Genomic DNA, 15,229 nt, shown 5'->3' on the forward strand with positions numbered 1-15,229 from the left:
GCGTGGTCGGCTCCAATCGACAAACTCCGCGTTTGAAGCTGTCCGGTCGGCAGCAAGTTCGTTTGCTGCACGCCGGCACGGGGGTAGTCATGCGGATCGGAATCATCGGGGCGGGAATGGCGGGCCTGTCCTGCGCGCAGGCGCTTCGCCACCAGGGTCACGATGTCATCGTGTTCGACAAGGGCCGCGGGCCGGGTGGCCGCATGTCGACCCGCCGCATCGACACCCCGCTGGGTGAAGCCGCGTTCGATCACGGCGCGCAATATCTGACGGCACGCGACCCCGCGTTCGTCGCGCAGGTCGAGCATTGGGCGCAAGACGGCCACGTCGCATGCTGGTCGCCCGCCGGCGCGGATGCGTGGGTCGGGACGCCGGCGATGAACGCGCCGATCCGCGCGATGGCGAGCGACGGCGACGTCCGCTGGAACACGGCCATCGACACCCTGACTCATGACGGCGAATGGCGGATGGGCAACGAACGGTTCGACGCGGCGATCGTCGCGGTGCCCGCCGAACAGGTCGCGCCCCTGGTTGCCGCCCACGATGTCGCGCTGGCCGATGCAGCCCGCTCTGCCGTCTCCGATCCGTGCTGGACCGTCATGGCAGCATTCGACGGCCCCGTACCGATCGATCGCGATCGGCTCACGGATCTCGGCATCATCGGATCCGCCGTCCGCAACTCGGCCAAGCCAGCGCGGACTGGACCGGAGGCCTGGGTCCTTCAGGCCAGCGCCGATTGGTCGCGCGCGCATCTTGAGAACGCTCCGGACGCGGTGCAACGCGCGCTTCTCGCGGCGTTCGCGGAGCATATCGGCGCCGGGTCGCCTGCCGTCATCGCGACCAGCGTCCATCGCTGGCGGTATGCGAAAGTCGACGCGTTGAACCACGGCGCGATCTGGAACGCGGATATCCGACTAGGCGCCTGCGGCGACTGGCTTCTCGGACCACGGATCGAGGCTGCCTGGCTGTCGGGGCAGCATCTCGCGGAACTCGCAAGTCGCACACTATCGGCGGATGCCGAAGAACCTCGCTGATGCCTAGATCCGTTGCGCCGCCGCCGCGATGCCGAGGACCAGGATACGACCATGCGTCGGCCCCCGAACGGGTGTACCCAATCCCGAGCGTTAAAACGGATGCGCGACGTGCCGGCGCACCGTAACCGCCGCTTCGCGTATCAGTCCGTCGAAACCAGGTGATGCCCGAACCTCTTTCTGTAGTCGCTGGGACTGAGCCCTGTTATTTTGAAAAAGATCAGCCTGAAGGAGGCAGGGTCGCCATAGCCGACATCCTGTCCAACCTGGCTTATCGACGTTTTCGAGGTTTCGAGAAGCTCGCGCGCTTTTTCGATGCGTAGATGTTGATGATATTCGCTGGGCCGTAATCCTGTAGCGCCACGAAAGCGACGCGCGAACGTCCGCATTTCCAGTCCCGACCAATTGGCCATTTCGGTGACGCTTGCCTTGGTCGGTCCGCACGCGTGAAGCTGATTTTGCGCCTTCAGGATCGCCGCATCGCCGTGATCCATCTGTGGCGAAAAGGTCTTGTAGAAGCGTTGCTCGCGTCCCGGCGGATCGATCATCATGAAGCGCGCGGTCTCCATCATCGCGACGGCGCCTAACAATCGCCGAACCACGACGAGCCCGAGATCGGTCCAGGCCATGACGCCGCCGACCGTGATCAGATCGTCCTCCTCGGTCAGCAACGCGTCGAAATCGACGTGAACGGCGGGAAACATCGTCGCCAGATCGGGGGCGCAAATCAGATGGGTCGTCGCCCGACGCCCATCGAGCAGTCCGGTTTGCGCAAGCAGGAACGTACCGCCGCAGATCGATCCCAGTACCGCGCCTTCCGCGTGGCGCACGGTCAGCCAGTCCGACCATTTGCTGTCGTGCTCGATGCCCAGCGCCGCGGTTTCGCAGGGTGGAATGATGATGACATCCGGGCCGGCATGCCCATCCATCGGTGTCGCATCCGGAACCGTGTCGAACGTCCGCACGATTCCGGAGCCGCCGGTATCGGAAAAATGGCTGAGCCGGATCACGGGCATGTCGCTGGCAAGACGTATCCGGCTCAAGTCGTCGGTAATGCGAAACAGGTCGGTCAGACCGTGCACGATCCCGAGCATCACCTTTTCACGCAGGACGATGGCGATCTCGATGGGTGGGGGAGCGTGAGTGGGGGTCGCCACCATTTGTCGTTTATCCCTCGCATTTTGTCGGATCGGCCGATCACGGCATCACTAGATGCAAGTTAATACATCGTTGGAGGCAACAAGGCCGACACTATTCGGGGATCACACCATGCGAACGCCCAGTAATTGCGAAATACAACCACTAATCAGTGGCTCACGGCGCGACATGATCTTGGGAACCGCGATCATATCCGCACTCGCGCTTAGTGGCGAAAGCTTGGCTGGCCCACCGAAAAACGTCCAACACGACTCAGGAGTCAAGACCATGAGCACGATAACCGTCAAGGATGGCACCGAAATCTTCTACAAGGAGTGGGGCGTCGGTCAGCCTATCGTGTTCCATCACGGCTGGCCGCTGAGTGGTGACGATTGGGATGCACAGATGATGTATTTCGCCGAGCGCGGCTACCGAGTCGTGGCGCATGATCGTCGCGGACACGGCCGGTCGAGCCCCGCCTCAAAGGGCAACGACATGGACACCTATGCTGCCGACGTCGCCGCGGTCACCTCGCATCTCGGACTTCGCAATGCGATCCATATCGGCCACTCGACCGGCGGTGGCGAAGCGATCCGCTATGTCGCGAAATACGGCAGCAACGGTCGCGTCGCCAAGGCGGTGCTGATCGGCGCGATCCCACCACGGCTGGGGCGTTCGCCGACCAATCCCAACGGCGTGCCGCCCGAAGCGATCGACGGCATCCGCGCCGGTGTCGCCGCCAATCGCGCGGACTTCTACAACGGCTTTGCGACCGGGCCGTTCTACGGCTTCAACCGCCCCGACGCCAAGGTGATGCCCGCGGTCTCGGCCAACTGGATGCGGCAGGCGATGGTCGGCGACATCAAGGCGCAATATGACTGCATCACCGCATTCGCGGATACCGATTTCACCGCCGACCTGCAATCGATCGACCAGCCCGTGCTGATCCTGCACGGCGAGGACGACCAGGTCTGTCCGATCGACACGACCGGGCGGCTCGCAGTCAAGCTGCTCAAGAACGGCTCGATCAAGACCTATCCGGGCTATCCGCACGGGATGGCGACGATCCACGGCGACGTGCTGAATCCCGATATCCTGGCATTCATCCGCAGCTGAACCGAATCCCGGACGAGTATGGCGGGCGGCGATCGTCCGCCCGCCATCTCCGCCCCTTTCCGTCACGCCGCCGCGACACGCGAGCGCGCGGGAGAACCGCCATGTCCATCGCAGACGTCACCGCGCCCGGATCCGTCACCCTGTCCCACGGGCAGTTGCGCGATCGCTTCGCCGACCTTGCCGAAACGCCGGCAATCCTGAAAGCGTTTGAGTTCGCCCGCACGCGGATGTCGCCCGTCCTGTTCAACCACGTGACGCGATCGTGGATATTCGCCGCCAAGATCGGCGCGCGGCGTGCCGAGCCGTTCGATGCGGAGATCGTCGCGGTGACGACGTTGCTGCACGACATGGGCTTCACGGAGCACGGCGAAGGACCGCACCGGTTCGAGGTCAACGGCGCCAACGTCGCGCGCGCATTCGTCCGCGATCTCGGCTTCGACGATCGCCGCGCGCAACTCGTGTGGGACGGTATCGCGCTGCCCGTCACGCACTCGATCAGCCTGTTCAAGGAAACCGAGGTCGCGTTGTCCTCGCGCGGGATCGGCGTGGATTTCGGGGTCGGCGGCTATGCGATGCTCGACCCGGCCGAGATCGCCGCGGTGATCGACGCGGTTCCCCGGCTCGATTTCAAGCGCGAATTCGCCGGTTGCGCGATCGCGATGGCCACGCGCCAACCCGAATCCACCTACGACACCTTCATCCGCGATTTCGGCGAGCGCTACGTCCCCGACTACCGCGCCCCGTCCTGGGTCGACGCGATTGCCGCCGGCCCATTCGCGGAATGACTGGCTCCTTGGAAACAGGATCTCGTCGATCAGCTACGAAGCACGGAATAAGGGCCGATAGCGAACGGCATCCGGAGCATTTTCGGACCGACCCATGTTCCAGCGTAACAGGGAAAGCGTGACAGCGTGCTGGCGCGCCGGATTACCCCGATCTCGCTACCGAAAACCGCGAGACGTACGCTGGAGAATGCTGGGCACGACCATGATTCACCAATTTGCGCATCGGTCGGTCAACCCGGCAGGACGAAGTCGACCGGCGCGGTGATTTCGAACCGCTCGCCGGGCAGGTCGTTCGGCGCAGGAGGATAGGGCGACGCGCGGCGCAACATCGCCGCCGCCTCATCGTCTAGCGCCGCCCGCCCGCAGGCGGCAAGCACCCTGCCCTCGATCAGCCGTCCTGTACGATCGATCACGAAGAACACGCGCACCACCCCCTCCTCGCGCCGCATCCGCGCGTGTTTGGGATAGGTTTTGTGCGCGAGCAGCCATGATCGCACCTTGGCCGCATAGGAACGGCTGGTGCCCGGCGGCGCGTTCGCATCGAGCCCGTCGCGCGCGCCGCGACGGGCAGGCGCAGAGGCGGGAGCAGCGGCGGCATTTGCGACCGAGTTCGCGGGGGCTGCCGCGCGATCGGCCGGCGAAGCCACCGGCGCGGTCGAGGGCGCGGTCGACGGCACCGATACCGACGGCGGTGTTACCGGCGCCGGGATCGCCGCGGGTGCCGATACCGGCGGCGGCGCGACGACCGCAGGCGCCGGGACGTGTGGCGCAGGCGTCACCGCGCTTGCCGCGGCCGGCGGATCGACTGCTTCGGCCTCGTCCGCGCCGTCTTCCGCCCCCTGCAGCACCGCAAGGTCCATCACGGTGAGCGTCGCCCGTTCCTTGCGTGGTGCGCGTTGCCCCACGCCGAGCGTCAGCAGCGCGGCGAGCAATGCTCCGTTGACGAGCAACGCCGCAAGCGCAGGCATACCGATACGGAACGACGCGCGCACCTCCGTCGCCTAGAAGGTATTGGCGACGGAGAATTTGAACGTCCGCCCTTCGGCCGGCAGTGACGACAAATGCCGCTGGAAATATTTGTCGAACACGTTGTCGATGCCGATGCGGAACTCGAAGTCTTTCGCGTCGCCGATGCGCGGCTTGAACGCGAGAAACAGGTTCTGCACCGCATAACCCGGTGTCGCGAGCGCCACGCTAGAAACCTTGGTCTGCTTCTCCGCGAACTCCCCGGTCCAGCCGCCCGACAGGCCCGAGACGGGATCGGCATAACCGAGCGTCAGGCGATATTCGTTCGCCGGCACGGTGTTCAGATACACATCGTTGAGCCGGTCCTTGCCGTCGATGATCGCCAGGTTGCCGCGCGCGAAGAAGCCGCCCGCACCATATTCGGCCTCGACCTCGACACCCTTGAAACGCGATCGTCCGACATTGACGAAATAGGCGGAATTGGCCGTCCCGCGCGTGATCAGGTTCTTGATGTCGTTCTGGAACGCGGTGGTCTTGATACGGAGCTTGTCGCGCTCGCCGAGCACGCCGTTGAACGACAACGTGAAGCCGCCCTCGTAATTGTTCGATTCCTCGGGGCGCAGGTTGAGGCTGGTATTGGTCGCGGTGGCACTGGTGCGGCTGTAGAGTTCGTCGAGCACGGGCATGCGCACGGTATGCGCGACCGAGCCGAACAGCGAGAACCAGTCGGTCAGCGCATAGATCCCCGCGAGTTTCGGTGAGACGCCGCTGTCCTTCACGCGGGCAGCGCCCGGGATCGGCACGAGCACCCCGCCGGTCAGCGTCTGGCCGGGCTTCAGATCGGTCCAGTCGACGCGCACGCCGGGGATGATCGTCAGCTTGTCGGACCACAAGACCTCGAGTTGGCCGAACACTCCATATTTGCTCATGTCCCCTTCGGGATGCGTCGGGCCACCTGGGGTGATGATCCCCGTCACCGAGCTTTTCCGTGGGTTGCGGCGTTTCTGCTCGCTCCACTGGCCGCCGAGGAACAGGAACGCGTTCCAGTCGCCGCCGAGATCGAAGCTCGACCGGTTCTGCAGCTTGGCCTGCTTGGTCGCGTAGGAGAATTCGGAATAATCGAGCGCGCCGAGGAAAGTCGTCTCGGTCTGGTGGATGTTGGAATCCGCATAGGACGCCTGCGCCTCGACGTTGAACAAGGTGCTGCCGTTGAAGTCGTTTTCATAACCGACCACCGCGGTCTTGTCGTGGACGTCGCGGCGCACCGGTGTGGTGGCGAGCGCTTCGGACTGGTCGTAGATCTGCGTGCTGTCGCTCACCCAGTCTTGGTACGATGCCCAAAAGGCGTGCTTGCGATTGCCGCCGATCGCCACGCGTGCCTTGACCAGCCACGAGTCCGATGTCGCGTTTGACGGAATCACCAGATTGCCATTGCCGTCCTCGTAATTGCCGGCGCGCCGACGGTTGTAGGTGCCGAGCAGTTCGACCGCCTCGACCGGCTGGAACGCGACGATCCCCGACAGTACGGTGGCTTCGGCGTTGGTTTCGGTGCCGGCCTTGAGGCGGACCGCGACCTTGTCACCGTTGCTCAGAAAATCCGACGCGTCCTTGGTCGTGAAGTTGACGACGCCGGCCAGTGCGCCCGCGCCGTACAGCGTCGATGATGCGGGTCCACGGAGCACCTCGACGCGCTTGTAGAGTTCGGGCTCGCTGAAGAACGCGCCCATCCGGTATTGCTCGAAGAATTTGGTCACGCCGTCGACCGTCATCAGGATGCGGCTGTCGGAATCGGCGAGCCCGGTGCCAAGGCCACGGATGTTGAACCCCTGGCCGAGTGCGCTCGCCCCCCCCTGCACGCTGACGCCCGGAATGCCCTCGAGCATGTCGCCGATCGTGGTGGCCTGAAGCTGGTCGATATCGTCCTGGTCGAGCACCGTCACCGCCTGCGGGGTGTCGATCGCGACCTTCTCCGCACCGGCCGAGATCACAAGGCGATCGAGCGACAGCTGCGTGGTTTCGTCCGCAGGCGTGCCCTCGGCCTGCGTGGTCTGCGCGGTGGCAGATAATGGCAGCGTGAGCAGGGTCGCGCTGGCGAGCAGCAGGCTGGTGAGACGACGCATGGTGATAACCCCCGGTGGTGGCGGCCAGCGAATGCGCTGCCCCCGTAACGATGGCGGCTTCAATAGCGGCCGAAATTGATATTGCAACAGATTCTCATTAGCGATATTGGAGCGGCAGAACAGAGGGGCGATCACATGAAAACCATCAGAAACCGCGTCGCAGCGTTGGGCGCCGTCATGCTGCTTGGCAGCACGACCGGTGCGGGCGCGCACATGCCGCAGGTGCTGCCGAGCGCGTTCGATACGGGCCAGCGCGATCACGTCACGGTGCAGGCGACGTTCGGCGAAGATGCGTTCGTTCCCGAAATCGCCATGCGCGATGCGCCGTTCGCGCTCGTGCTCCCCGATGGCAGCGCAGGCCCGGTCGGCCCGATCACCTACATGCGTGATCTCGCGATTTTCGAGGCCGATCTGAAGACGCCCGGCACCTATCGGATCACCAGCGGCCAGCGACTTGGCCGCAAGGGCACGATGTTTCGGGTGGACGGCAAGTGGGTCATGGGCGGCGAAGACGGCAAGCCACCCGCCGGCGCCACGCCCGTCGCGGTTCAGAGCACGACACTGGCCGATGCCTATGTCACGCGCGGCCAACCCAGCAACGCCGCGCTGAAACCACGCAACCAAGGCCTCGAGATACAGCCGATCACGCATCCCAGCAGCATTGCCGCGGGGTCGGACGCGGCGTTCGTGCTGCTGTTCGACGGCAAGCCGCTCGGCGGCACCGACGTCACGCTGTTCCGCGCCGCGGGCAACCACGACGGCCGCAAGGTCGCGGCGCAACTGAAGTCCGACGCCGCGGGCAAGTTCACGCTGAAACCCGACGACGCCGGCGATTACCTCATCCTCGTCCGCCACCGGACGACCGCGCCGACGGGTGCCGAGACGCCATACCGCAGCTACACCTACACGCTCGCGTTCGACGCGGCGTGAGCCTTTCCACGGAGACCATGATGACCTTACGCCTTCTCGCCGTCGCCTGCGCCGTCACGCTTGCCGCCCCCGTCCTCGCCGCGTCCCACGACCCCAAGACGTTCCTGCAGGAGCACGATACCAACCATGACGGACAGGTGCCCCGCGCGGAATTCGACGCCGCACGCGACGCGCGGTTCAAGGCGACCGACGGGAACGGCGACGGCTGGGTCTCCGATGCCGAATATCTCTCCGAATATCAGGCGCGGCTCGAAGCCGATCTCGCGCATTCCGACATGACCGACGAGAAGAAGACGGAGGAACGCCAACGCCAGGTGCGCCAGACGCACGTCCGCTTCGGGGTACTCGACACGAACAAGAACCTGCGCATGGAAAAGGCGGAATACGACGTATCGGGCGCGCGCGCCTTTGCGATGAACGATGCCGACAAGAATGGCGTGATCACCGCAAGCGATACAGCCGCGACCGAAGCACGCCGCAAGGCGCGCAACGCCGAAGGGAGTTGAGCGCGAGCGCAATATCCTCAACCAGCATCGATAAGCGGGCGGGATAGCGCTTCGGCACGACGAAGCGCTCCCATCTGCTGCGCCGAAGCGTACGCGACGCGGCTCGATCACCGTTTCCAGCTACGCAGCCCTGGTTCATGGTTGGCCCACGCCAGTTGGAGATTCCGTCATAAGGCCAAGCCGGAAGGACGAGCGGGATCGCGTCGGTTACAGGGGAGCGACGATATCGGCGACCAGCTCATACAGGCTCTGAAAATAGGCGGCGATCGTGGCGTGGACTTCGAGCGAGTCCGCATCCGGACCGAACTCGGCGAGCCCTTTCACGAACGGACATCCGCGGAACGGTGGCTTCTGGAACGATACGTCCAGCACGTTGAAGATCGCCAGTATGCGCTCGACCGGGGACAGGCCGGGGCGTTCCGTCACAGTCGCGAGCATCTCCGACCAGACGACGGTCTTGTGCCGTAGATACTCGGCGATCAGTCGCGCCTTGGACGGGAAGTGCTTGTAAAAAATCATCTTCGCCACGCCGCTTTCGGCGATGCACGCCGGTCAGACTGGTCTGCACCGCGTTGTTGTCGCGGTTCGCCAACAGCAGGTTCGATCCCTCGATAAAGACCTACCGACCGACGCGGGCGCCGACGTCGACTTGCCCGACCTGCCACGTGCCATCGACGAAGGCCTGCTGGACCAGCAACGTGTTCGAAAGCGTGCCCGACGGCGAACCGACGTTCCAGGTCTCGGTACGCGACCTGTATCGGGCACGTGCCGCAGCGCTGGAGGCCGTGGATCAAGCGGCGTCGGTCCTCACGGTCGCCGCGACCCACGCACTATCGTTCACGTTCTTCCCGCATTGGATCGTCGAGCACGCGCCGCACGAGCCGATCAACCTGAAGTCCGACAGCATGCAGGCATGCGAGCGGATGATGCAGCGCGGGGAAGCCTCCTTCCTGCTCTCGCATCATCATCCACTCCTGTCGACGTCGCTCGACACGCAGGATTTCCTGCGCGTCGAAGTGGGCGAGGATCTGCTCGTGCCGCTGTGCCAGCCGGATGAGGCCGGCGCGCCAAGATGGACACTGGACGCCCCCGTGGTGCCATACCTGGCCTACAGTTCGGAATCTGGCCTGGGGGGAATCCTGAAAGCCGATTGGGCGTCCCGCGGCCTAGCGCCCCCTCTCGAAATGGTGCTGCAGTCGAGGCTTGCGGCCGCGCTGCTATCGATGGCGATCGACGGGCGCGGTGTCGCGTGGGTGCCGCTCTCGCTGGCGCAGTCGGCGCTTGTAGTTGGCAAGGTCATACTGGCAACCGATGTTACATATTCGACCAAGATTGCAATCGCCCTCGTCCGGCCGGCGATAGCGTTGTCGAAGGTGTCCGAGGCGCTGTGGGCATCCGCCTGCGGAGCCGGTGGTACGAAGGGAAGCTCCGCCGTCCCCCTCCCCCTCATCATCACTGCGCCGCAGTGACCTCTCGCTCCCGAGCGTCGCGGGTGCAGCACCGGCCAAGCAGCGAACGCACTCTCCATCCCATCACCGGTTGAAGCGGTTTGGTGGCTGTTACCGGCATAGCAATGCGGAGCCACAACCAATATTTCCGCGGCGGGACCGAGCACCGATAACGAGAGGACCGGCTGCCCGAGTGCCGAACGTAGTAGAATTGGTCTTTTTTTGGTCATTTAATTCAAGATGTAACAATTCCCCCCCAACGGAACCGGGTCGGCATTTTGCCAAATCAGAGTTCCTGTGGGGGGTTCATGCTCAAATCCGTTCTCGCATGTGGTGCCGCGTTCATCGCGATGAGCACCGCGATCGCCACGCCGGCATGTGCTCAGACCGCTGCCCCTGTCGCAGCGACCGAAGCCAATCCAGTCGACGCAAATGGCCCCGCCTTGGCACCCGAGGACGCCAAGAGCGACATTATCGTCACCGGTTCGACGCGCGCGCAACGCCGCTTCGACGCGTCCTATGCGATCAACGTCGTCTCGCAGGCTGACATCGAGAAGATCGCACCCGTAAACTTCGCAGACCTGATCGGACAGTTGCCGGGCTTCCAGACCGAGATCACCGGCGGCGAAGTCCAGAACATCTACCGTATCCGCGGCCTGCCGAACGACGGTGGCTTCGTCAGTTTCCAGCAGGACGGCTTGCCGCTGTTCCATGAGAATGACGGCGTGTTCTTCCGCGGCGACGCGATCCTGAAGCCCGATCTGATGACCGAGCGAGTCGAAGTCGTCCGCGGCGGTCCCGCCCCCGTCTACGCCAGCTATTCGGGTGCGATCGTCAACGCGATCGAGGTGACGGGGCGCGACGAGGTGCGCGGCAAGGCGCAGGTCACGGTCGGCGATACCGGGCTCTACCGTGCAGATATCGTCCAGTCGGGCCCTCTCGGCGGAAAGACCTATTACGCGGTCGGCGGGTTCGTTCGCTATCACGACGGTTACCGCGACAATGGCTTTCCCAACGATAAGGGAGGGCAGTTCCGCGCCAACATTAAGCATGACCTCGACAACGGCTCGCTCCGGCTCAGCGTCAACTACGTCAACGATCACAACGTGTTCTATCTACCCATCCCGACCGCCGACCCGCGCAATCCGGCGGTCTCGCTCGATCGATATATCGACTATTTCTCCGGCACGATGAACTCGCCGGCGTTGCGCAGCGTCAATTTGCGCTACCGCGACGGGGCGGGCGTGGTCCAGAACGAGTCGAGCGACCTCGCCGACGGTCGCCATATGCGAATGATCAACATCGGTACGCAATATGATGCCGATCTCGATGGCTGGCTGGTCTCCGCCAAGGCAGGCTTCACGATGGGCAAGCTCGATTTCAACGCGTTCTACTCGACCACCAACCCGGTCGATGCGAACAGCTTTGCAAGCGGCTATCGCGAACGCACGACGACCGCGTTCGGTCCGGTTGCGTCGCTCGGTTATGTGCTGGCCGGCACCAGCACGGTCTACGATCCCTACGCCGCCTCCGGTCTGGTCGTGCAGGGCCAGTACCGAGACATCCATTCGAAATTCTACTCCAACCAGATCAACCTGTCGGTCGCCAAGAAGTTCGAGACCGGCTTCGGCAGCCACGATCTGAAGCTCGGCGTGTATGGCAGCCTCTACGGCGAGGACAGCCGGACGATCTATCAGAATTACCTCATCGAGGTGGCGGGCAAGCCACGCACGCTCGATTTGATAGCTTATAATGCCGCCGGAACGCGCATTGGCTCTGTCACCGACAATGGCGTGCTCAACTATGCCGCGACGCTGACCGGCGGGAATTCCGATGCGAAGATGATCGCGGTGTTCGCCAACGATACGTGGGAAATCCTCCCCGGCCTGCGGTTCGACGCGGGCGTCCGCCACGAGCGCTACAGCTACAAGGGCTATGCCGCGCTGACGGGCCCCGCCAACCTGGGCAACGCCGGCACGCTGGCCGATGACACGACGCGTGCGTTCACCGGCAACATCATCAACCAGACCGGCAAGCCGCACGTCACCAACTGGACCGCGGGCGCCAATTACGACTTCAACCGGCATATCGGCGTATATGGTCGCGCCTCGCATCTCGAGACACCACCGAGCGTGCAGACGGTAATGAGCATCAACCCGACCATCCTCACCACGATCGCCGATCAGTACGAAGCCGGATTGAAGCTCGCGGCGGGGCGTTCGTATCTGTACGTCACCGGTTTCTATACCAATTTCGATCCGCTCAATGCGTCGTTCCTGGCGTTCGACCCGAGCACGGGGCGCAACGACGTCAACATCCCCTTCATCGGCGAGGCGCAGGTCAAGGGCATCGAGTTCGACGGATCGCTCGCGCTGACGTCATGGTTCTCGCTCAACGGCGCGCTGACGATCAGCGACCCCAAATACAAGAACTTCCAGAGTTCGACCGGCGCAGATCCCGTCCAGGCCGAGGGCAAGCAGATCGTCCGCCAGCCGAAGATCTACGGCAACATCCGCCCGAGCTTCGACTTCGATCTCGGCGACAACGCGGTGTCGATCTATGGTCGCTACACCTATATGGGGAAGCGCTTCGTCGACCTGTACAACAACACCGCACTGCCAGCCTATGGCACGACCGGCGCGGGCGTGACGGTGCGGCATGGCACGTGGCAGGTGCAGGTGGTCGGCGACAATCTGTTCAACGCGCACGGGCTGACCGAAGGGAACACGCGTACCGATCAGTTGAGCGGCCAGGGTAGTTCGGAAGCGATTTACGGCCGTCCGATCTTCGGTCGCAACGTCCGGCTCGTCGTCGGCAAATCCTGGTGAGATACGGCTTGGCGCTTGCCGCGGCGATCGTCGGCATTGCGTGCGTACCGGCTGACGCCGAGCCGGTGGTCGCGCGGATAGTGGCCAAGCCGGTCGGCGACCGCTTGATCGGCGCATTGTCGCGCCGGCTGTTCCCGCTGTTCGACGCGATCGGCGCAGATCCGGCGGCGCTCGACAGGCTGAAAGCGAACCCTGCCGTCGCGGCAATGCTGGCGACGCGCGCCGGGCGGCGGACCGCCTGTGCCGACGACCTGACCTGCATCACGCAGGCACTGGTCTGGACGCCGTCCGAGTCCGCAACTCTCGCCGCGGGAATGCCGGAGCACATGTCGTCCGCCGATGACGGCGCTGCGGCGCAGGCCAAGCGCGAGATCGAGGGGATCAACGTCGTCCTCCGCACTTTCGGTCTTGGCCAGCTACCACGTTACCCACAGATCGATGGGGCCGGCCCGATCGATCCGTCGGAAACGCGCGCGCGATTGCAGGCCGCCGACTGGCTGTCGCGCACGTCCCGTGCGCGATCGGCACAGGCACTCGACCCAAGTATGGACTTCGCATTGTCCTTGCTCGACGTCAGCGACCGAACCGATGCGATCGGCTTCGATCCACTGACCGGAGGCTTGAACGCCGCCGCCGTAAAGCGCGCGCGGTCGCTCGACTGGAAGCGGTGGCATTACACAGCAATGATCGTCACCGGTGTCGGCCCCGAGACGCCCGACACCGCGCTGAGCCCGTTCGGCAAATACCATGTCCGCCTTGCCGCGGATCGCTTCGCCCGGGGCGACATCGCGCTGATCATCGTGACCGGCGGACGCGCCCATCCCCGCGCCACCCGGTTCACCGAGGCCGAGCAGATGCGCGCCGCGCTGATCGAACGCTACGGCATACCGGCGGACGCGATCGTCCTCGAACCCTATGCGCGGCACACCACGACCAACCTGCGCAACGCGACCCGTTTGCTTGCCACTCTCGGCGCGCCGTTCGACAAGGACGCGCTGATCGTCTGCAATCCGGGCCAGAGCGAGACGATCGCCGGCGCCGCGTTCGCGCAGCGAAACCTTACAGAACTCGGCTACGTTCCCGGGCAGGTCGGAGAGCGACTGTCGCCTAATGAACTGGAGTTCCGGCCTTCGCCGCTATCCCTGCGGGTCGATCCGCGCGATCCCCTCGATCCCTGACCCGTCTGGAACCTGTGATGCGCCCTGCCCTGTTGACCACGATCGCCGCACTTGTCGTGTCATGGATACCCTCTTCGGCGCAGGCTTGGGGCGGCGCCGCGCACGCCGTCATCGACCGCGCGGCGATCGACGCAATCCCTAATGACGGCCCGGTCTTCCTGCGACGGCATGTCGACTACATCGCAGCATCGGCGTCGCTGCCGGACGCGTGGCGTGGGTCGTCCGAAAACTTCTCGAAGATCGAGGAGGATCCGAACCATGGGTGGTTCCGGGAGCAGTTCACCTTCCTGAAGCCGATCCCCCGATCGCGCTACGAATTCGTCATCGCGGTGTTCAAACAGCACGAGAAGATCGAGCGTACCGATCCTGCCACCGCGGCGCGCACCAACGTACGCTGGACTGGAACCCTCCCTTATGCGGCGATCGAGGCCTATGAGCGGATCATCGTCTGCATGCGCGACGTTCGTGCCGCGCAGGCGGTGGGCCGGGACGCCGCATTCGCCGAGCAGCACTGCGCCTTCGACGTCATCCGCCTCGGTCACTATATCGGCGACGGCGCGCAACCTTTGCATGACTCGGTCAACAGCGACGGCTGGCGCGGGGCCAATCCGAACGGCTACACGACCGACAAGTCGATCCACGGCCGGTTCGAAAGCCGCTTCGTCGATGGAATGAAGCTGACCGCGTCGGACATTGCACCACGGATAGGCATGCCCGGTCATCGCAAAGGCGACATGTTCGATGGAATACTCGCCTTTCTCAACGACTCCGGCGACAAGATGGAGCGCGTCTATAAATTGGAAAAGCGGGACGGCTTTTCCAATTTCGCCGATGGGGACGTACGTGCGCTCGTTTACGATCAAACGGCTGCGGGGGCGGCAATGCTTCGTGACATGCTCTGCCGTGCATGGTCCGAGAGTGCCACAGCGCCCGCCGAAACACGTCCCTCACCGATCGATTTCGAAAACCCTCGCTTCAACACCGAAACGGGCTCGGCACCTGACTGACTGCAGCAAGCGAAGATGATCGACCTGCCAACGTCCGCTATCCGGGGTGGGTTCAACGGGTGGTCGCAACACTTCATTCTTTGAGGAGGAGGAGTGTGGGGATGAAGCAGCGTCAGCGGATTTACTACTCGGCGGCACAGCGATCCGAGATTTGGGACCGGTGGCAGCGCGGGGAGT

At 64.1% G+C, this 15,229-nt stretch carries 13 protein-coding genes; 9 read left to right on the forward strand and 4 right to left on the reverse strand.

Features of this window, described 5'->3' with window-relative positions:
• Positions 1-89: 89 nt before the first annotated feature.
• Positions 90-1,034, forward strand: a complete 945-nt coding sequence (locus C8J45_RS13655; protein ID WP_107963692.1) for an NAD(P)/FAD-dependent oxidoreductase — start codon at positions 90-92, stop codon at positions 1,032-1,034.
• Positions 1,035-1,174: 140 nt separating this feature from the next.
• On the opposite strand, the gene C8J45_RS13660 is transcribed toward C8J45_RS13655, so the two are convergent.
• Positions 1,175-2,191 carry a GlxA family transcriptional regulator gene (locus tag C8J45_RS13660; RefSeq protein ID WP_107963693.1) on the reverse strand — a complete coding sequence of 339 codons (1,017 nt, stop codon included), beginning with the start codon at positions 2,189-2,191 and terminating at the stop codon, positions 1,175-1,177.
• Between the two features lie 265 nt (positions 2,192-2,456).
• Here C8J45_RS13660 and C8J45_RS13665 point away from each other — a divergent pair, with 265 nt between their 5' ends.
• A complete protein-coding gene (locus C8J45_RS13665) occupies positions 2,457-3,284 on the forward strand; it encodes an alpha/beta fold hydrolase (RefSeq protein WP_219907379.1) in 828 nt (275 codons plus the stop codon).
• Between the two features lie 101 nt (positions 3,285-3,385).
• Entirely contained in the window at positions 3,386-4,069 is a 684-nt protein-coding gene (locus tag C8J45_RS13670; RefSeq protein ID WP_107963695.1) for a hypothetical protein, read from the forward strand.
• A gap of 230 nt (positions 4,070-4,299) precedes the next feature.
• Here the strand turns inward: C8J45_RS13670 and C8J45_RS13675 are convergent, their stop codons facing one another.
• A complete protein-coding gene (locus tag C8J45_RS13675) occupies positions 4,300-5,037 on the reverse strand; it encodes an energy transducer TonB (RefSeq protein ID WP_107963696.1) in 738 nt (245 codons plus the stop codon).
• A gap of 33 nt (positions 5,038-5,070) precedes the next feature.
• On the reverse strand, positions 5,071-7,155 hold the full coding sequence (locus tag C8J45_RS13680; RefSeq protein WP_107963697.1) for a TonB-dependent receptor domain-containing protein: 2,085 nt from the start codon (positions 7,153-7,155) through the stop codon (positions 5,071-5,073).
• 135 nt (positions 7,156-7,290) lie between these two features.
• Here C8J45_RS13680 and C8J45_RS13685 point away from each other — a divergent pair, with 135 nt between their 5' ends.
• Positions 7,291-8,085: a DUF4198 domain-containing protein gene (locus tag C8J45_RS13685; RefSeq protein WP_107963698.1), complete on the forward strand. Its 795-nt coding sequence runs from the start codon at positions 7,291-7,293 to the stop codon at positions 8,083-8,085.
• A 20-nt stretch (positions 8,086-8,105) separates the two neighbouring features.
• Entirely contained in the window at positions 8,106-8,591 is a 486-nt protein-coding gene (locus tag C8J45_RS13690) for a hypothetical protein (protein ID WP_181321221.1), read from the forward strand.
• A gap of 207 nt (positions 8,592-8,798) precedes the next feature.
• On the opposite strand, the gene C8J45_RS13695 is transcribed toward C8J45_RS13690, so the two are convergent.
• Entirely contained in the window at positions 8,799-9,119 is a 321-nt protein-coding gene (locus C8J45_RS13695) for a TetR/AcrR family transcriptional regulator (RefSeq protein WP_107963700.1), read from the reverse strand.
• A 170-nt stretch (positions 9,120-9,289) separates the two neighbouring features.
• Between C8J45_RS13695 and C8J45_RS13700 the strand changes: the two genes are divergently transcribed.
• The 4 genes from C8J45_RS13700 to C8J45_RS19285 all read left to right on the forward strand — a co-directional run bounded on the left by C8J45_RS13700 (position 9,290) and on the right by C8J45_RS19285 (position 15,052).
• Entirely contained in the window at positions 9,290-10,060 is a 771-nt protein-coding gene (locus C8J45_RS13700) for a LysR substrate-binding domain-containing protein (protein WP_181321222.1), read from the forward strand.
• Positions 10,061-10,347: 287 nt separating this feature from the next.
• Positions 10,348-12,867: a TonB-dependent receptor gene (locus C8J45_RS13705; RefSeq protein WP_107963702.1), complete on the forward strand. Its 2,520-nt coding sequence runs from the start codon at positions 10,348-10,350 to the stop codon at positions 12,865-12,867.
• Entirely contained in the window at positions 12,864-14,045 is a 1,182-nt protein-coding gene (locus C8J45_RS13710; protein WP_258191452.1) for a YdcF family protein, read from the forward strand. Before C8J45_RS13705 ends, C8J45_RS13710 begins: the two co-directional genes overlap by 4 nt.
• Positions 14,046-14,062: 17 nt before the next feature.
• Positions 14,063-15,052 (forward strand): nuclease, encoded by a 990-nt coding sequence (locus C8J45_RS19285; RefSeq protein WP_181321223.1) that lies wholly within the window; start codon positions 14,063-14,065, stop codon positions 15,050-15,052.
• The last annotated feature ends 177 nt before the right edge of the window (positions 15,053-15,229 follow it).

Origin of the sequence: Sphingomonas sp. PP-CE-3G-477, from assembly GCF_003050745.1 — a bacterium.
Lineage (GTDB): Bacteria > Pseudomonadota > Alphaproteobacteria > Sphingomonadales > Sphingomonadaceae > Sphingomonas.